General features: G+C 53.0%; 15 protein-coding genes and 4 tRNA genes. 16 read left to right on the top strand and 3 right to left on the bottom strand.

What is annotated here, in order from left to right; genetic code table 11:
- Window positions 1-177 precede the first annotated feature (177 nt).
- The 5 genes from csrA to IEW52_RS12885 all read left to right on the top strand — a co-directional run bounded on the left by csrA (window position 178) and on the right by IEW52_RS12885 (window position 938).
- A complete protein-coding gene (csrA, locus tag IEW52_RS12905; protein WP_188630490.1) occupies window positions 178-369 on the top strand; it encodes a carbon storage regulator CsrA in 192 nt (63 codons plus the stop codon).
- Between the two features lie 135 nt (window positions 370-504).
- Window positions 505-597: transfer RNA gene (locus tag IEW52_RS12900), tRNA-Ser, on the top strand.
- A 6-nt stretch (window positions 598-603) separates the two neighbouring features.
- Window positions 604-680: transfer RNA gene (locus tag IEW52_RS12895), tRNA-Arg, on the top strand.
- A 60-nt stretch (window positions 681-740) separates the two neighbouring features.
- Window positions 741-817 (top strand) — tRNA-Arg (locus IEW52_RS12890).
- A 44-nt stretch (window positions 818-861) separates the two neighbouring features.
- Window positions 862-938: transfer RNA gene (locus IEW52_RS12885), tRNA-Arg, on the top strand.
- A 354-nt stretch (window positions 939-1,292) separates the two neighbouring features.
- Here IEW52_RS12885 and IEW52_RS12880 read toward each other — a convergent pair.
- Complete coding sequence (locus IEW52_RS12880; protein ID WP_188630489.1) at window positions 1,293-2,165, bottom strand: Tim44 domain-containing protein; 873 nt, start codon at window positions 2,163-2,165, stop codon at window positions 1,293-1,295.
- A 251-nt stretch (window positions 2,166-2,416) separates the two neighbouring features.
- Here IEW52_RS12880 and dnaB point away from each other — a divergent pair, with 251 nt between their 5' ends.
- Window positions 2,417-3,811 (top strand): replicative DNA helicase, encoded by a 1,395-nt coding sequence (gene dnaB, locus IEW52_RS12875; protein ID WP_188630488.1) that lies wholly within the window; start codon window positions 2,417-2,419, stop codon window positions 3,809-3,811.
- 9 nt (window positions 3,812-3,820) lie between these two features.
- Window positions 3,821-4,909: an alanine racemase gene (gene alr / locus IEW52_RS12870; protein ID WP_188630487.1), complete on the top strand. Its 1,089-nt coding sequence runs from the start codon at window positions 3,821-3,823 to the stop codon at window positions 4,907-4,909.
- Window positions 4,910-5,049: 140 nt separating this feature from the next.
- On the opposite strand, the gene zur is transcribed toward alr, so the two are convergent.
- Window positions 5,050-5,496 carry a zinc uptake transcriptional repressor Zur gene (gene zur / locus IEW52_RS12865; protein WP_188630486.1) on the bottom strand — a complete coding sequence of 149 codons (447 nt, stop codon included), beginning with the start codon at window positions 5,494-5,496 and terminating at the stop codon, window positions 5,050-5,052.
- Between the two features lie 133 nt (window positions 5,497-5,629).
- Here zur and dusA point away from each other — a divergent pair, with 133 nt between their 5' ends.
- The 4 genes from dusA to oxyR all read left to right on the top strand — a co-directional run bounded on the left by dusA (window position 5,630) and on the right by oxyR (window position 10,324).
- On the top strand, window positions 5,630-6,613 hold the full coding sequence (gene dusA, locus IEW52_RS12860) for a tRNA dihydrouridine(20/20a) synthase DusA (RefSeq protein ID WP_188630485.1): 984 nt from the start codon (window positions 5,630-5,632) through the stop codon (window positions 6,611-6,613).
- Between the two features lie 345 nt (window positions 6,614-6,958).
- The gene (locus IEW52_RS12855; RefSeq protein ID WP_188630484.1) at window positions 6,959-7,687 is read left to right on the top strand and encodes a glutathione peroxidase; all 729 of its coding nucleotides are present in this window, start codon (window positions 6,959-6,961) and stop codon (window positions 7,685-7,687) included.
- 163 nt (window positions 7,688-7,850) lie between these two features.
- A complete protein-coding gene (locus IEW52_RS12850) occupies window positions 7,851-9,314 on the top strand; it encodes a dihydrolipoyl dehydrogenase (protein ID WP_188630483.1) in 1,464 nt (487 codons plus the stop codon).
- A 113-nt stretch (window positions 9,315-9,427) separates the two neighbouring features.
- Entirely contained in the window at window positions 9,428-10,324 is an 897-nt protein-coding gene (oxyR, locus tag IEW52_RS12845) for a DNA-binding transcriptional regulator OxyR (RefSeq protein ID WP_188630482.1), read from the top strand.
- 107 nt (window positions 10,325-10,431) lie between these two features.
- Here oxyR and IEW52_RS12840 read toward each other — a convergent pair whose 3' ends face one another.
- Window positions 10,432-12,813: a penicillin-binding protein 1A gene (locus tag IEW52_RS12840; protein ID WP_188630481.1), complete on the bottom strand. Its 2,382-nt coding sequence runs from the start codon at window positions 12,811-12,813 to the stop codon at window positions 10,432-10,434.
- A 160-nt stretch (window positions 12,814-12,973) separates the two neighbouring features.
- Between IEW52_RS12840 and pilM the strand changes: the two genes are divergently transcribed.
- The 5 genes from pilM (at window position 12,974) to aroK (ending at window position 16,646) form a co-directional block, all read left to right on the top strand.
- Entirely contained in the window at window positions 12,974-13,978 is a 1,005-nt protein-coding gene (gene pilM, locus IEW52_RS12835; RefSeq protein ID WP_188630480.1) for a type IV pilus biogenesis protein PilM, read from the top strand.
- Window positions 13,966-14,556: a PilN domain-containing protein gene (locus IEW52_RS12830; protein ID WP_188630479.1), complete on the top strand. Its 591-nt coding sequence runs from the start codon at window positions 13,966-13,968 to the stop codon at window positions 14,554-14,556. Before pilM ends, IEW52_RS12830 begins: the two co-directional genes overlap by 13 nt.
- Entirely contained in the window at window positions 14,553-15,155 is a 603-nt protein-coding gene (locus IEW52_RS12825) for a type IV pilus inner membrane component PilO (RefSeq protein ID WP_188630478.1), read from the top strand. Before IEW52_RS12830 ends, IEW52_RS12825 begins: the two co-directional genes overlap by 4 nt.
- Window positions 15,152-15,721 carry a hypothetical protein gene (locus IEW52_RS12820; protein WP_188630477.1) on the top strand — a complete coding sequence of 190 codons (570 nt, stop codon included), beginning with the start codon at window positions 15,152-15,154 and terminating at the stop codon, window positions 15,719-15,721. Before IEW52_RS12825 ends, IEW52_RS12820 begins: the two co-directional genes overlap by 4 nt.
- Before the next feature lie 406 nt (window positions 15,722-16,127).
- Window positions 16,128-16,646 carry a shikimate kinase AroK gene (gene aroK / locus IEW52_RS12815; RefSeq protein WP_188630476.1) on the top strand — a complete coding sequence of 173 codons (519 nt, stop codon included), beginning with the start codon at window positions 16,128-16,130 and terminating at the stop codon, window positions 16,644-16,646.
- Window positions 16,647-16,660 lie beyond the last annotated feature (14 nt).

Here is a 16,660-nt window from a genome sequence, read left to right as displayed (position 1 = left end):
CACCGGATTCAAAATAGACTGCTAAAGTGATAAGAGAGGCCTGTCATCGACAGGCCTCTTGATTTTCGGGACAGGCTCCCCCATTTGTTAACAGGGGAAAGGCTAGGTTTTTACACGCCTTTAGCGGATAATAAATAACATTATTGACCATGACATAGCGGATACAGGAGCAGCAAGATGCTGATTTTGACAAGACGAGTAGGGGAAACCCTGATGATAGGTGACGAAGTCACCGTAACGGTATTGGGTGTAAAGGGTAATCAGGTGCGCATTGGTGTAAATGCACCAAAAGAAGTATCAGTGCACCGTGAAGAGATCTATATGCGTATACAGGCCGAAAAGGGCCACGCAGAAGACGAGCAGTTTTAAGTTATATTGGGGTGTTTTTTGTTCGTGTTGATGGCTTTTATCGCACACTGTTCAAAGACTGTGCAAACGAACAAATCAGGCAAGAAAAGGGTTTGACTTATTTTCGGCTGACGGTAATATACGCCCCAACAACACGGTGAGGTGGCCGAGAGGCTGAAGGCGCTCCCCTGCTAAGGGAGTATGCGGCTTATACCCGCATCGAGGGTTCGAATCCCTCCTTCACCGCCATATTAAGCATCCTTAGCTCAGCTGGATAGAGTACTCGGCTACGAACCGAGCGGTCGGAGGTTCGAATCCTCCAGGATGCGCCATTTAAGCAAGGCGGCGTTAGTAGCAAACGTCTGTGAAAAGAGCAATAAAGGTTCAGAAAAGCATCCGTAGCTCAGCTGGATAGAGTACTCGGCTACGAACCGAGCGGTCGGAGGTTCGAATCCTCCCGGATGCGCCATCTGAATTTAAAGTATACTAAGTAATATATAACAAGTTAATAATGCATCCTTAGCTCAGCTGGATAGAGTACTCGGCTACGAACCGAGCGGTCGGAGGTTCGAATCCTCCAGGATGCGCCATATTGAAAAGCCTGCCTTGTGCAGGCTTTTTTGCGTTTGGAATACGTGAATAGTTTTTCCTTGTAGAGGCCGCTTTAGCCGGCCGGTTTTGTGTAACAAAACTAAAAATCAATAACTACGCGAATATCAAATATTGGAATTATGGCTTTGCAGGCACTGCTTTAGCTGTGCAATATTGCTTGTGCGCCAGATCCTGCTGCGCAGGATTTTGCGGCTAAAGCACGCGACTACATTTGTGCAATATGTTGGTAGTGGTGAGGCTGGGTGTAAGGATAAGTTTAATTCACTATTCACCATAAAATTCAGACACAAAAAAAGGCGCCCTCAGGCGCCTTGTAGAATCATATAGCTAACTTAAGCTGATGCTTCGTCTTCCAAGCCAACGATCAACCAGGGTGCATTTTCCTTGGTCAAATCGCGCTCCAGGTGCCATACCTCTTTAATATCCTGCTCGACACCTTCCTGGCTGTCGCGATAACGACCGCTGAACTTCAGGCTGACTTGAGCGTGATAAGAGGTGTGATCGGCGCGTACCAGTTCGGCATCAACAAACATCACTTCTGTATGTTGCTCGCCGCTCAAGGTGGCGCGCTCCTTGCTCAAGTCGGCAAACAGCTCAGGGGTGACATATTCGCGGATCTTTTCCAGATCGTCTTTGTTCCATGCTTCCTGCAGGGTGCGATAATGTTCGCGAGAGCCCTGTAAAAACGCCTGCATGTCAAAATTGGGGGGCAGATTAAAAGGCACGTCGCTGGCAGCAAAACCGCTGGCAACCGCAGTAGGAGAAGACGAGGTCAACGGCTGCTCCTTGGGCGCTTCAAACTGCTGTGGTCCACTGTAGGCAGTCAAAGGGGGTTGCGCCTGAGCCTTGCCTTTACGCAGCGCGCCAAAAATTTTAAAGGCAACAAAGGCAAGGCCGGCAATCATTAGAAAGTCCATGATCTGGAAACCTTCAAACGCGCCTGAGCCCATCAGGGCGGCAATCAAGCCACCGGCCAACAGACCGCCCAGCAAGCCACCCATAAGGCCACCGGATTTTTTCGGTGTTTGAGTTTGGCCGGCAGTGTTTTGGCCTGCAGTTTGCTGCTTGGCGGGTTGAGCCGGAGCCGTTTTATAAGACTTGCCCATGGAGCGGCCGCCGCCCATTTTTCGAGCTTCGGCATCAAAAGCGGTGGCGGTAACGCCAATCGCAAAAATAAGAGTAAACAGAGTAAGAAGTTTGCGCATGTTAGCTTCCTTGGATGACAGACTAGCACATCCTAAAGCAGGGACATTTTATGTCAACAGACGATGAAGAAATAGGCAGTATTGCCGTGCCGAGTCCTGCCTTCGGCTGATTTTTAGAGTGCTTGGAGATCTCAGATCCAGATGTGTGAGCGGGCTATCGCATGTACAATGCCCTCTTATGCTTAAGGTACACTGATAAGCCCCGAGTACCTTCAGGCAATTGTTGTTTGCTAAACCAGAGAGAACCCCCGATGAGCGAAAAAACCGTTACCAAGGTTGATCAGGCTGTGGCCCAGCTGAAAATGCCACCTCATTCCTTTGAAGCGGAGCAATCTGTGTTGGGTGGTTTGCTGCTGGATAACAACGCCTGGGACCGGGTGGCGGAAAAAGTGGCTGAACCCGATTTTTACAGCCGGCCACATAGGTTGATCTTTCAGGCTATGCAGCGACTGGCACAGCTCAACAATCCGATCGACCTGATTACGGTGCAAGAAGAGCTGGAGCGTCATGAAGCACTGGACACGGTAGGCGGTTTTTCCTATTTGGTAGAAATTGCCAAAAACACCCCCAGTGCCGCCAACATTGGCGCCTATGCCGACATCGTTCGCGAGCGCGCCCTGGTCAGGGAAATGATCGCGGTAGCCAATGACATCGCCGAGTCGGGTTTTGATCCCCAGGGGCGCAATGCCGGTGATCTGATCGACCTGGCAGAAACCAAGGTCTTCAAGATTGCCGAAAGCCGAACCAACGCCAATGAAGGCCCGCAACCCCTGAGGGTATTGCTCGAAAAGACCATAGATCGCATAGAAGATTTATATAAAAATCCGCATCAAGGCATAACCGGAGTCTCTTCAGGTTACTCGGATCTGGATAAAAAAACTGCGGGCTTCCAGTCTTCGGACCTGATTATAGTGGCAGCACGACCTTCTATGGGTAAAACGACTTTTGCAATGAACCTTTGCGAGCACGCTGCACTAACAAGTGACAAGCCAGTGCTAATATTCTCCTTGGAAATGCCATCTGAGCAGATTATTATGCGGATGCTTGCTTCTCTGGGACGAATCGACCAAACCCGCATTCGTACCGGGCAGCTGGATGATGAAGATTGGGCCCGATTGTCTTCAACCATGGGCATGTTGCTGGAAAAAGGTCAGTTGTATATTGATGACTCCTCCGGCCTGACGCCGACCGAGGTTCGTGCCCGCGCGCGGCGTATTGCACGGGAGCACGGTGGCATCAGCATGATCATGATTGATTATCTGCAGTTGATGACGGTGCCTAGCCTGTCAGATAACCGAACGCTGGAAATTGCCGAAATTTCTCGCTCGCTCAAGTCGTTGGCCAAAGAGCTGGAAGTGCCGGTAGTGGCATTGTCTCAGCTTAACCGAAGTCTGGAGCAGCGAGCCGACAAACGTCCTGTTAACTCGGATCTGCGTGAATCAGGCTCTATCGAGCAAGATGCCGACTTGATTATGTTTATCTATCGAGACGAGGTTTATCACGACGACAGCCCCGAAAAAGGCATCGCCGAAATCATCATAGGCAAGCAACGAAACGGACCTATAGGCAGGGTGCGGCTGACGTTTCAGGGGCAATTTTCCCGCTTCGACAACTACGCCGGCCCCGCATTTGATGATGAATATTAAGGAGCAAAGATGGATGCACATGGGGCAATTGCTCGCATCAGTCTGGCCGCCGTGCAGCATAACTTGCAGCAGGCTAAACGGTTGGCACCGTCGGCCAGGGCCATCGCAGTCGTTAAAGCAAATGCATACGGACACGGTGATCTTGCGGTGGCCGCAGCACTTAAAGACACGGCAGACATGTTTGCCGTAGCTCGTTTTGAAGAAGCACAAAAGCTGCGTGCTGGCGGTATTGGTCAGCCCATTTTGCTGCTCTCGGGCTTTCTGAATGCCGCCCAGCTTGAATTTGCCGCATTAAACAATTTCCATCTTTGTATTCACGAGTTTGCTCAGTTGGCGATGCTCGAGAACACACCATTGCCGGCTCCGGTGACCATCTGGATGAAAATAGACTCGGGCATGCATCGTATCGGCTTTAGCCCGGAGCAGGCCGAGCAAGTCTTTGCCCGCTTAAGCGAGATATCGCAGGTGGTACAGCCGGTGAATGCCCTGACGCATTTTGCCCGCGCCGACGAGCCCGAGCAACGGGACGTTACGCTGGCGGCCATTCGCCGTTTTCAGCAGGCCACCACCGGCAAGGTCAAACATACTGCCTTGTGTAATTCTGCCGGCGTTATCGCCTTTCCCGAAGCCCATGGGGATTATATTCGTCCCGGTATCATGTTGTATGGCATTACTCCCTTTGGCGATCAGCAAGGGAGTGACTTTGGTCTTCGCCCGGCCATGAATTTTACCAGTAGCCTGATTGCGGTGCGCGAGCACAAAGCTGGCGAGCCCGTGGGTTACGCAGGCTCCTGGATAAGCCCGAGAGATACCCGTATCGGCGTGATTGCCGTGGGCTATGGTGACGGTTATCCGCGTATGGCTCCGCCTGGCACACCCGTGCTGGTTAATGGCCGCCGCGTGCCTTTGGTGGGGCGGGTCGCCATGGACATGGCAACCGTGGATTTGGGGCCGGATGCCACCGAGCAGGTGGGCGATGAAGTGGTGTTATGGGGAGACGGCCTGGCGGCAGAAGAGGTGGCTCGCCACGTGGGCACCATCGCCTATGAGCTGGTGACCCGCTTAACGGCACGGCCACGATTGGAATATGTCGACTAGCGCTGCGCGCAGTGTTGCATAAGGGGGCTGTGTCTTTTATTTTGTGCCCCCGATCCTGCTGCGCAGGATTTCGCGGCTGAAGCACGCGACTGCATTCGTGCCATATGTCGGCAGCGGCGTTGTAGTGCAATACAATACCGTTACCGAGGCGCAGCGCTTTCGCACTGTCGGCAGCGGCCATGGGCTTCAATCGACTGATTGGTGATCACAAACCCATTCTGCTGCGCCTGGCGTTCAAAGGCATTGTTGATGGCCTCATCATGCAGTTCAATGACCAGGCCACATTGGTTGCAGATCAACAGCTGCATGGGATGATGCTCGTCAAAATGCTCGCAAAATAAAAAGGCGTTTAACGACTCTACCTTGTGTATAAAACCCTGAGCCAGCAAAAAATCCAAAGCCCGGTAAACCGTCGGTGGCTTGGCATTGGGTTCCAGCTCCTTTAGCCTGTCCAGCAGATCGTAAGCGCTTACCGCACCCTGATATCCGGCAATCAGCGTAAATACATTACGGCGAGTAGGAGTAAAACGCACACCGCGCTGTTTGCACAGCAAATCGGCACGCTCAAGCAGGTGTTGAACAGACATAAACGACGATGACCCTTGGTGGTTACTGGGTGCATCTTATCACAGCCGTATTTAGCGTCATCTAAACAAGCTTGGGTGTGTGAGCCTGCTTGGGTATAATGCCCATCCTTGTGTTCAAAAAGTCTTCGTTTATATGAATCATTACCCCAGTGCCCGCTTTTCTGTCGCCCCCATGCTCGATTGGACTGACCGCCATTGCCGTTATTTTCATCGGTTGATGAGCCGTCATGCTCAGCTATATACCGAAATGGTGACGACGGGCGCTATTTTGTACGGTAAGGGTGATTATCTGGGCTTTAGCGAGCAAGAGCAGCCATTGGTGTTGCAGCTGGGGGGCAGTGATCCTCAGGCGCTGGCTGCCTGCGCGGTGCTGGCCGAGCAACGCGGTTACAATGAAATCAATCTCAACGTCGGTTGTCCGTCGGACAGAGTGCAAAACGGCATGTTTGGCGCCTGCTTGATGGCCGAACCGCAGCGAGTAGCGGACAGCATCGCGGCCATGAAAGCGGCGGTGTCGATTCCGGTAACGGTGAAAACCCGTATTGGAATTGATGAGCAAGACAGTTATGAGTTTCTCTGCACGTTAATCAACGGTCTGGTTGAGGTGGGAGTCGACGCGTTAATCGTGCATGCCCGCAAGGCCTGGCTCAAGGGGTTAAGCCCAAAAGAAAATCGCGAAATTCCGCCGCTGGATTATGAGCGTGTTTATCAGCTCAAGCGTGATTATCCGCAGTTGACCATAGCCGTAAACGGCGGCATTAAAACCCTGGACGATGCCAGGCTGCATCTGAGCCAACTCGATGGCGTTATGGTGGGGCGCGAGGCCTATCAAAACCCCTATATGCTGGCCGCGGTGGATGCAGAACTGTTTGGTGATCAGCATCCGGTACCGAGTCGACATGATGTGATCCGTCTGCTGCTGCCTTATATCGAGCAGCAACTCAGTCAGGGCTCGTATCTGGGTAATGTAACTCGTCATACTCTGGGTATTTTTCAGGGCCTGCCCGGTGCCCGTGCCTGGCGTCGTCATTTAAGTGAAAACGCCCATAAAGCCGGCGCGGGCCCGGAGGTGGTCGAAGCCGCCATGGCCAAGGTTCCCGAGTTTTGTTACATCTAGCGCATCGCGCCAAGCGTCCAGCGTAAAGCTCATAATCAATCGTTTGATATTGAGATGCTGTTCCTCTGCCGAGCTCCTGACGAACGTCAGGAGCTCGGTTTTGGTTTATTGCGCAAAATTACAAATAACACCATTTGTAGGCACTGCGACCGCTGTGCAATATCGCAGGGCGATATTTTTACTCCGATATTTCATATGCCAGGAAAATATGGGAACTGTGATTTTTGTTTGGTGGTTGTGATAGGTTAAAGCTATCAATATGATAGATGTAAACGGCTTAACTAACAGAACGAGTCGGGGCATACTGAGTCTATTAAAACAGAGCACTCAACAAGGGATTACTTTATGTTACAAGATAAAACTGGCCAGGCTGTTCCTCAGGTTACTTTCAGAACCCGTCAGGGTGAGCAGTGGGTCGATATCGGCACAGACGAGATCTTTAAAGGTAAAACCGTAGTGGTCTTTTCGCTGCCGGGTGCCTTTACCCCCACCTGTTCTTCTACCCACTTGCCACGTTATAACGAACTGGCCCCGGTATTGGCCGAAAATGGTGTGGACGATATCGTGTGTTTAAGCGTTAACGACACTTTTGTGATGAACGCCTGGCTCGCCGATCAGGAAGCCGAACACATCCATGTACTGCCTGACGGTAATGGCGAATTCACCGATGGCATGGGGATGCTGGTCGACAAACAAGACCTGGGCTTTGGCAAACGCTCATGGCGTTATTCCATGCTGGTAAAAGACGGCATTATCGACAAGATGTTTATCGAGCCCAACAAGCCCGGTGACCCCTTTGAAGTGTCAGACGCCGATACCATGCTGGCCTATATCAATCCGCAAGCGGCCAAACCATCGGCCATTACCGTGTTCAGCAAGCCGGGTTGTCCTTTCTGTGTTCGCGCCAAGCAAATGTTGCAGGATAAAAACATGGGCTTCGAAGAGGTGGTATTAGGCTTGGGCGCAACCAGCAAAACCCTGAAAGCGGTATCGGGTCGCAGTACCGTGCCTCAGATCTTCATCGATGGTCGTCACATTGGTGGTAGCGAAGAGCTGGCCGAATATTTGGCATAATTACCACTGTCTTTGCCCTTGTTCATCACACAGCGCCGGCCCATGCCGGCGTTGTGTTTTTATATGCTTTTCAGCGTCTGAACTGTTTCGTGATGTGTTCTTGCTGTCGGAAGGGTCTTTTTGGTCTACCGTAGAGCGATAGAAACAACTTCATGGGGGAGCTATGCGCAAACAAATAGAAACCGATGTGGCCATTATCGGCAGTGGCACCGCAGGATTGGCGGCGTGGCACACCGCCAGCAAGCAAGACAAGAAGGTGGTGCTGATTGAAGTAGGTCCCCTGGGGACGACCTGCGCCCGGGTAGGGTGCATGCCGTCCAAGTTATTGATTGCCGCCGCCGACAGTGCACATCAGGTGCGCCAGGCTCCCGGCTTTGGTATAACCCCAGCCGGACTGACCATAGATGGCAAGGCGGTGATGAAACGACTTAAAGCCGAGCGCGACCGTTTTGTCAGCCTGGTTATAGAATCTATCGACACCATACCCGACGCGAGCAGGATCACCGGTTATGCGCGCTTTAAAGATGAACACACCTTGCTGGTTGATGATCATACTGAAATTAAAGCCGATACCATTGTGATTGCCACCGGCTCGCGAGCCAATGTTCCTGACGATTGGCAAAAGCTGGGTGACCGACTGGTGATCAATGATGACGTATTCAGCTGGGATGATCTGCCCAAGTCGGTAGCCTTGTTTGGCCCCGGAGTTATCGGGTTGGAACTGGGACAGGCCTTGCATCGACTGGGCGTCAAGGTCTGGATGTTTGGCAGAGGAGGCAAGCTTGGACCCTTTAGCGATCCTGAGGTTATGGTCTATGCCAGACAGCTGTTCGAGCAGGAATTCTTTTTGGATGCCGACGCCAACGTACAACGCATGGAGCGAAATGCCGATCAGGTAGAAATTGATTTTCTCGATGGCGAAGGGGTGACCCAGCGTATTCTGGTGGATTACGTGATTGCCGCGACCGGTCGTCGGCCCAATGTTGACCAACTCGGGCTGGAGAGGCTGAACATCAACACCAATGACAAGGGGGTGCCGCTAGTGGATGAGGCCACCCTGCAAAGTAGTCTGGGGCATATCTTTGTAGCCGGCGATGCCAGCAACCAGTTGCCTCTGTTGCATGAAGCGCACGATCAGGGGCGAATCGCCGGTGAGAATGCTGCCCGCTTTCCCGACATCAAACCCGGACTCATGCACAGCACCTTATCTATCGTATTTACCGGGCCGCAAATTGCCATGGTGGGTGACAGCTATCGGGAGTTACAGCAGCGGTCTAAGCAGGATCCTGAATTCAGAGTATGTTTTGCCATCGGCCAGGTGAGCTTTGAAGATCAGGGCCGAAGCCGGGTTATGCGCCGTAATCAAGGCTTGTTGCGTGTCTATGGTGAGCCGGTGACCGGGCGTTTTCTGGGAGCGGAAATGATAGCGCCAGAAGCGGAGCATCTAGCTCATTTGCTGGCCTGGGCCCATCAAAGTGAAATGACGGTGGCCCAAATGTTGACCATGCCATTTTATCACCCGGTAGTGGAAGAAGGCCTGAGAACCGCATTGCGTGATCTTAACGCCCAGTTAGAATTAGGCGCGGCCATTGAAGATCACTGCATGGAATGCGGAGTAGGGGACTGATTCAGCCAGACAGTGAGGGGAAAGAGAGAACGTGAAGTGGCCCACACCGGTAGATTCGGATGTAACACCTGACGGTTTATCTCTTGTCCCATCGTATTGATTAAGGAATTCATGTGAATTTACGGGATTTGGAGTATTTGGTGGCGCTTTCTCAAGAGCGGCACTTTCGCAAGGCGGCAGAAAAATGTTTTGTCAGTCAGCCCACGCTCAGTGGTCAGGTACGAAAGCTGGAAGAAGAGTTGGGGGTGTTGCTGATAGAGCGCACTTCACGCTCTGTCTTGTTTACACCCGCGGGCAATGCCATTACCGCACAGGCAAAACGTATCTTGGCCGAAACCAAAGAACTACGTGATATTGCCCGCACCTTTACCGAGCCCATGTCGGGCGAGCTGCATATTGGCTTGATCCCAACGGTGGGCCCTTATCTGTTGCCGCACATTATTCCGCTGCTCAAGCAGCATTTTCCCGAGCTGCAGCTTTATTTATACGAGGCACAAACCCATACTCTGCTAAAACAGTTGGCAGATGGAGAGCTGGATTGTCTGATCCTGGCCCAGCTGGATGAAATGGAGGGTTTTGGTTCTTTACCGCTCTACAACGAGCCCATGATACTGGCCCTGCCCAGTGATCATGCCTGGGCAAGGCGCAAGCAGGTGACCTTGAGCGAGTTAAAAGGAGAAAAGCTGTTAATGCTGGAAGATGGCCATTGCCTGAGAGATCAGGCCATGGGATTTTGTTTTGCCGCGGGAATTGGTGAAGATCAGCATTTCAAGGCCACCAGTCTGGAAACCCTGCGTAACATGGTTGCGGCAGGCTCTGGATTAACCTTGATGCCAAAGCTTGCCGTCTCCCCGCATCAAAAAGACGCGGGTGTGAGTTATATCCAGGTAGTTGATCCCGAGCCCAGCCGCGCCATCACGCTGTTGCACCGGACACATTCGGTGCGCCGGCCTTGCTTCAACGAAATGGCGAAGGTGATCAAAAATATAACCATGAGCGGTCAGCGTTAAACGGTTAGTAATTTGTAACAGTGGGAGTAAAGCGTGAAGAGTAACAACCACATCTGCAAATATTGGTGTGTTACGCTTCACCCTTTACAATTCACGCCTCACGTTCTTTAAAACAGCTCATCGGTCACACTTACGCCGCCAAATTGTTGTTGCGTGCTGGGCGAGGTATAGCGCTTGGGCTCGGTGCCTTTAACAAAGTATTCCGTCATGCCCTTGCCGCGGCTAAGCAGGCCGCTGCTGGTATCAATAGTGGTAGTGGTTAAATTTTCGGGCAAGGGGCGTCTTTGCTCGGGAAAATCCTGCAGCGCCACTTTCATGTAATCAGACCAGATGGGCAGGGCCGTGCTACCACCAAACTCGCCGCCGGCCACCTGATTGCGACCCAGGTTGGGGTTGTACGCGGTGCGACCCAAAGGCCGGCCAAAATCATCAAACCCTACCCAGGCGGTTGCCACTCGGTTCGGGTTAAAACCAGAAAACCAGGCGTCACGAGAATCGTTGGTGGTACCGGTCTTGCCGGCGATATCGCGCCGGTTCAGCGCACGGCCCGCTCGCCAGCCAGTCCCATTCCAGCGGCGACCATTGCTGGTGCCGCCCCAGATCGCCGAGTTCAAGGCCTGGCTGATTAAAAAAGAGGTTTCTTCGCTGAGCACAGGGGTGATCTCGGGATTGGCTTCATACAATATCATCCCGTTGCTGTCTTCTATGCGCTGTACCACAAAAGGCGTGACTTTTTTGCCACCATTGGCAAAGGCCGCATAGCCGGTTGCCATCTGCAGTGGGGTGGCAGAAGGCGAGCCCAGTGCCAGGCTGTCGGTTGCCGGAATATCATGGGTATCAAATCCCAGGTCATTGAGTCGCTGCATGGCAATGGGAATGCCGGTATCGCGCAGCAATCGAATAGACACCACGTTTTTGGAACGCGCTAACGCTTCGCGTACCCGAATCGGGCCATCATACACATTGGGTGAGTTGCGGGGTTTCCAGCTACTGCCGCTACCGGCATCCCAGTGATTGATGGGCGCATCATTCACCATGCTGGCCAGCGTAAAGCCATTGTCCAGTGCCGCAGAATAGATAAAGGGCTTGATGTTGGATCCCATCTGTCGCTGGGCCTGCTGCACACGGTTGAACTTGTTAAGACTGAAATTGAAGCCGCCCACCAGAGCCGTTACGGCACCATTGTCGGGATCCAGGGCTACCAGGGCGCCGTTGATTTCGGGCACTTGTGCCAGCATCCACTGCTCGCCCTGAGGGCGAACCCAAATTTGGTCGCCCGGACTTACGGCTTCGGAGGCCTTGCGCAGGGCATTACCCTGACGGTTATCCGCAATATAACGGCGTGCCCACTTGAGCCCGTCCCATTCAAGCTGCACTTCGCCCACGCCTTTGATGATCAGGGAGGCACTGCGCTCGGCCACGCTCGTCACCACGGCCGGCTCCAGCGGCCAATAGCTGGGTTGCTGAGCCAGGTGTTCTTCAATTTGTTGCTGGCCCCAGGGGGAGCCGTCCTTCCACAACTGGTCTGCCGGGCCACGATAGCCATGGCGCAAGTCATAGGCCAGCAAGCCATCAACCAGAGCGGCATTGGCGGCTTGCTGTTCGTCAGACTGTACCGTGGTGTAGACCTTCAACCCTTTGGTATAAGCCTCGTCACCAAACATGGTCAGTGCAAACTGGTGCGCCATTTCTGCCAGGTAGGGCGCGCTCAGGGTGATTTCTGCCCCGTGATAGCGGGCGGCCACCGGCTCTGCCATGGCGTGCTTGTATTGATCGCGACTGATTTTGCCGGTCTCCAGCATACGACCCAATACCACGGCTCGGCGTTCGGCGGCGCGTTTTGGATTGCTGATGGGGTTAAGCACTGAAGGACCTTGCGGCAGACCGGCAATCATCGCCATTTCTGCCAGGGTCAGGTCTTTGACTTCCTTGCCGTAATACACCTGTGCCGCCGCGCCTACGCCATGGGAGCGGTGGCCCAGTGGGATCTTGTTAAGATACAGGGACAAGATTTCATCTTTAGTGAGCAAGGATTCAATATGCAGGGCAATGAATATTTCCTTGATCTTGCGGATAATGGTTTTCTCGCGGGTCAAGAAGAAATTTCTGGCTACCTGTTGAGTAATGGTACTGGCCCCCTGGCGTTTTTCGCCTGTGGTAAACCAGACAATGGCAGCGCGGCTAATGCCGATAGGATCTATGCCGGGATGCTCGTAAAACCGGGCATCTTCGGTAGCCAGAAAAGCATCAATCAACATGGGAGGCATTTGTGAAACCGCAAGCGGAGTACGGCGTTGCTCGCCATATTGCGAGATCAGTTCGCCATCCTGGCTAAATACCCGCATCGGTGTTTCCAGACGAATGTCTTTAAGTTCGGACACATCGGGTAGCTCGGGTTTTACCTGCTGGTACAGCACAAACACGGCTACAACGCCGCTGATGGCCAGAAACAGACCGAATAGAAATAGACGAATTAGCCATTTAAGCATGAAGCGTTAACCCAAAATCATTTTTTACTGAATGAAGGGCAAGTATATCCTGTGTCCAGACCGTAATTCGAGCGCTTTATTTTTAAACGACGGCTTCGGCCCCAGTTTGTTGTAAAGGGTCTATTCTCATCAAGACTCATCACAATAAACACGGATGCGTATGTTGAGCTTTAAAAGGCGCAGTCATGCCCACTGTATGATAGGTGTTGATTTTGGCAGTCACAGCATCAAGGCGCTGGCATTAACCGGGCTTCCTCATGCTTGTCGACTGGCCGCCATGGCCAGCGTTGCCACCCCTGCAGGCAGTATCCTTGATCACCAGTTGCAAGATATACCGCCCGTGGTCTCGGCGTTGAAACAGCTGCGTCGCTTGCTGGATTGCAGCTATCACAATGTAGCTACTGCCGTTACCGGTAGCAGTGTGACCAGCAAAATCATCCAGGTCCCCGCCTCGTTGACGGCAGATGTATTAGCGCTTCATATCGATCAGGAGGCGGCACAGCACCTTCCTTTTCCTTTGGATGAAATCAGCCTGGATTTTGAAGTGCTGGGTCCCAGCGAGCAGCACCCGGAACGAAACAAGGTGCTGCTCAGTGCCGCCCGTACCGACAATATCAATTCACGGGTCGATGCCTTGCAGCAGGCGGGGTGGCAAACCCGGGTGGTTGATATCGGCAGTCATGCCCTGGCGAGGGCGATATCCGCTTTGCTGGTTGCCCAGCCTCACCTTGTGACCATAGCGTCACCGCCGGACGCTCCTCATCTGTTGGCGGTAGTCGACATCGGTGCCCAGGGCCTCACTTTTATGGTGATGGCAGATAACGAAGTCATTCATACCCGTTTGCAGCACCTGGTTATTGACCCGCTATCGACGGTGGCCGGTCACTCGGAGCATATTCACCGTATCGCTCGTCATATACAAAGCAATCTGCAGCTTTTTTGCAGCAGCTCCGGGCATCCGGCTCCGGCACTGCTGTGTGTTTGTGGCGGCGGCAGCCAGCTGCCGGAGTTGGTGCCTATTTTGAGCGACACATTAAACATGACAGTGCTTCAGCCTGATTTCAGTGCAGTATTCGGGGGCAATTCCGGTGATTATCCAGACGCAGCCGTTTACGGTACGGCGCTGGGGCTGGCCTTGCGGAGTTTTTCACCATGTCCAATATAAACCTGCTGCCTTGGCGCGAACACCTCCAGGCCACACAAAAGAAGCGGTTTATTCGTCAAGTGGGCCTGATTTGCGGCCTCACCCTGTTGGTCATCACAGGCATACATGGCTTTATCAAGCTGCAATATCACACCCAGCAACAACGTAACCTGCAGTTAAAGCAGGCCAGCGCCCAGCTAGACCAAACCTTGCTCAGCATCGAACGTGTTCGCCGACAACGGAGTCACCTGCAGGCCAGGATAAACTTGATTGAAGAGGTTCAGCACAGACGGCCCCTGATCGTGAAGTTATTCAATCAGCTACCTGCCTGGGTCCCCTCCGATGTGTATTTACATCATCTTCATCTGGCAGAGCAAAACCTGAATATCAAGGGGCAGGCGACGGCCTACGAATCACTGGCGCTCATGGTGCAACAAATAGAGCACAGTGGCTGGCTGATGCAACCGCAACTGCAGGCAATGGCGGTCACTGATCCGAGCTTGCCGCCGACAAGCCAGTTTTCATTGCAATTAACCTTGCGCGAGAGGGCAGGGCTGCTAACGCCTGCTCGGTTACAACGGGAAGAGGGGAAGCCATGAGCTGGTCTTTTCATGAACTGGAATTCGAACAGGTCGAGCAATGGCCTGCTGCGGCCAAAAGCATACTGTTTGTTTTGGTGTCGGGAATCTTGTGTCTGGCCGGGGGATATGTGTTTCTGGTCGATGACTGGTCTCGGTGGCAGCAAAGCCAGCAGCAAGAGGGGGAACTAAAACGTACCCTCATGCAAAAAGCTCGAATGGCGGCCAACCTCCCTGCCTATCATTACCAGACTGAGCAATTGCATCAGCAGCTGCAAACACTGTTAACGCACTTGCCCAGCAAACGAGAGACGGCACGAATACTTAATGACATCAGCGCATTGGCAGAGCGTAACCAATTGAAGCTGGCAGGTTTTCAATGGCAGACGGAGCAGCCGTTAGCCTTTGCCACCGAGTTGCCGATGCGTATCCAGGCGCAGGGAACCTATCATCAACTTGGCCACTTTATCGCTCAGCTCTCGGCGCTGCCGGATATTGTGATTATTGATAGTGTCGAGCTTGCTCTTCCCGATACTTTGGCAACATCACAGGGGCTGAATATGGAGTTGTTAGCCAAAACCTACGTCTATCAGACAGAGGAGGTATTCACAGAGCCATGAGCTTACGCCGTTTGCTGTTCCTTGTTCGTTTTGGGCCGCTACTGATAGCGTTGAATCTGATGATGGCTTGTGACAAGCGCGAGCCGATTGAAGACTATATCGCCGAGGTCACGGCCAGGCCTGGCACTGCGCCCGAGTCGTTAGCGCCGCGGGTTCCCTATCGACCGTTGCCGTATCAAGCCAGTCTGCAGCGCAGTCCGTTCATCCCCGTTGAAAACGGCGTTCTGGTCTCGCCAGATATATCCCGGGCTCCATCGTCGCTGGCAGCGGATTGTGATCAGGATATATCCACGCGGCTCTGGGGGGCTGTGTTGCCGGCATTATCGTTGCGTGCGACCTTTATCGGGGGCCATCATCACGCAGGCAAAGCGTCGGCACTACTCCAGGTTGCGGGCGGCGAGGCGCTGCTGGTCACGGTTGGGCAGCAATTTGAACTGGAACTGGAGCAGAAAATAAAAAAACTGAACGTGAGTGCCATTACTGCGCAACAGGTCACGCTGACAAAGCAGTGGATGCATGAACGGGGATGCGAACAAACCCATACTGCCGCGCTGCAACTGTACTAGAACCGTCATAAAAACCGGGGAAAGGTCCGTTTTTTACGTCGGCAGGTTTTTCCGTTACGGGGGAGGATTTGGCCTGCGGCGGAACAACAATAGCAAGCGCGAGTTGATTATCTGCGCCGCCCCCCGTATTGTGCACCACAGTATTTTAATTTCCAATATCCTTGGTGCCGTCATCACGGTGGCCAAGTCGACATCAAACAGACCGAAAACGGGAAGGCGGACGCGAAGCAAACTAGCGGATAAAGTCTCGCTCAAGGCTTCTTTGACCCCTTTGCGGGGGTTGTCCTTGCCAGCGACCTGCTCAGTTGCGATAATCCGGTGTCCAATTTCAGAAAGTTAAGGTTAGGTTCATCGTCGACCCTGCGGTGTTCGTGGGGCGCATTTGTTTGTGAGAATTTCGTGTAACATGGCTGAGAAACGCAATATCTTCCTTGTAGGGCCTATGGGTGCGGGCAAGAGCACCATTGGTAAATACCTAGCGCAGCAACTGCATATGGAGTTTTATGACTCCGATCATGAGATCGAGCGCCGTACCGGTGCCGATATCAGCTGGGTATTTGATGTCGAAGGCGAAGAAGGCTTCCGCCAACGCGAAGAAAAGGTAATCAACGACCTGAGCGAATTGCAGGGCATAGTGTTGGCTACCGGCGGTGGTTCCATCAAGAGCAAAGAAAGCCGCAACCGCCTGTCTGCTCGCGGTATCGTCGTGTATTTGGAAACGCCAGTAGAGAAGCAACTGGCCCGGGTACAGAAAGACAAGCGTCGCCCGCTGCTGCAAACCGAAGAGGCACCCGAAGATGTGCTGCAACGGTTGGCAGCCGAGCGTAACGCGCTGTACCAGGAAATTGCCGACTATGTAGTACGTACCGACGAGCAAGGCGCCAAGCTGGTGGCTAATCAAATAGCCGAGTTGATCGGCCTGTAACGGACAGGAGATCC

The organism is Oceanisphaera marina (assembly GCF_014643915.1).
In the GTDB taxonomy this organism is placed as follows: domain Bacteria; phylum Pseudomonadota; class Gammaproteobacteria; order Enterobacterales; family Aeromonadaceae; genus Oceanimonas; species Oceanimonas marina.
Note: the sequence above shows the minus strand (reverse complement) of the source record. Positions and strands in the feature narration are given on the sequence as shown.

Coding starts and splice junctions, on each gene's coding strand:
- csrA (WP_188630490.1), top strand. CDS start 178: ATGCTGATTTTGACAAGACGAGTAGGGGAAACCCTGATGATAGGTGAC.
- IEW52_RS12880 (WP_188630489.1), bottom strand. CDS start 2,165: ATGCGCAAACTTCTTACTCTGTTTACTCTTATTTTTGCGATTGGCGTT.
- dnaB (WP_188630488.1), top strand. CDS start 2,417: ATGAGCGAAAAAACCGTTACCAAGGTTGATCAGGCTGTGGCCCAGCTG.
- alr (WP_188630487.1), top strand. CDS start 3,821: ATGGATGCACATGGGGCAATTGCTCGCATCAGTCTGGCCGCCGTGCAG.
- zur (WP_188630486.1), bottom strand. CDS start 5,496: ATGTCTGTTCAACACCTGCTTGAGCGTGCCGATTTGCTGTGCAAACAG.
- dusA (WP_188630485.1), top strand. CDS start 5,630: ATGAATCATTACCCCAGTGCCCGCTTTTCTGTCGCCCCCATGCTCGAT.
- IEW52_RS12855 (WP_188630484.1), top strand. CDS start 6,959: ATGTTACAAGATAAAACTGGCCAGGCTGTTCCTCAGGTTACTTTCAGA.
- IEW52_RS12850 (WP_188630483.1), top strand. CDS start 7,851: ATGCGCAAACAAATAGAAACCGATGTGGCCATTATCGGCAGTGGCACC.
- IEW52_RS12840 (WP_188630481.1), bottom strand. CDS start 12,813: ATGCTTAAATGGCTAATTCGTCTATTTCTATTCGGTCTGTTTCTGGCC.
- pilM (WP_188630480.1), top strand. CDS start 12,974: ATGTTGAGCTTTAAAAGGCGCAGTCATGCCCACTGTATGATAGGTGTT.
- IEW52_RS12830 (WP_188630479.1), top strand. CDS start 13,966: ATGTCCAATATAAACCTGCTGCCTTGGCGCGAACACCTCCAGGCCACA.
- IEW52_RS12825 (WP_188630478.1), top strand. CDS start 14,553: ATGAGCTGGTCTTTTCATGAACTGGAATTCGAACAGGTCGAGCAATGG.
- IEW52_RS12820 (WP_188630477.1), top strand. CDS start 15,152: ATGAGCTTACGCCGTTTGCTGTTCCTTGTTCGTTTTGGGCCGCTACTG.
- aroK (WP_188630476.1), top strand. CDS start 16,128: ATGGCTGAGAAACGCAATATCTTCCTTGTAGGGCCTATGGGTGCGGGC.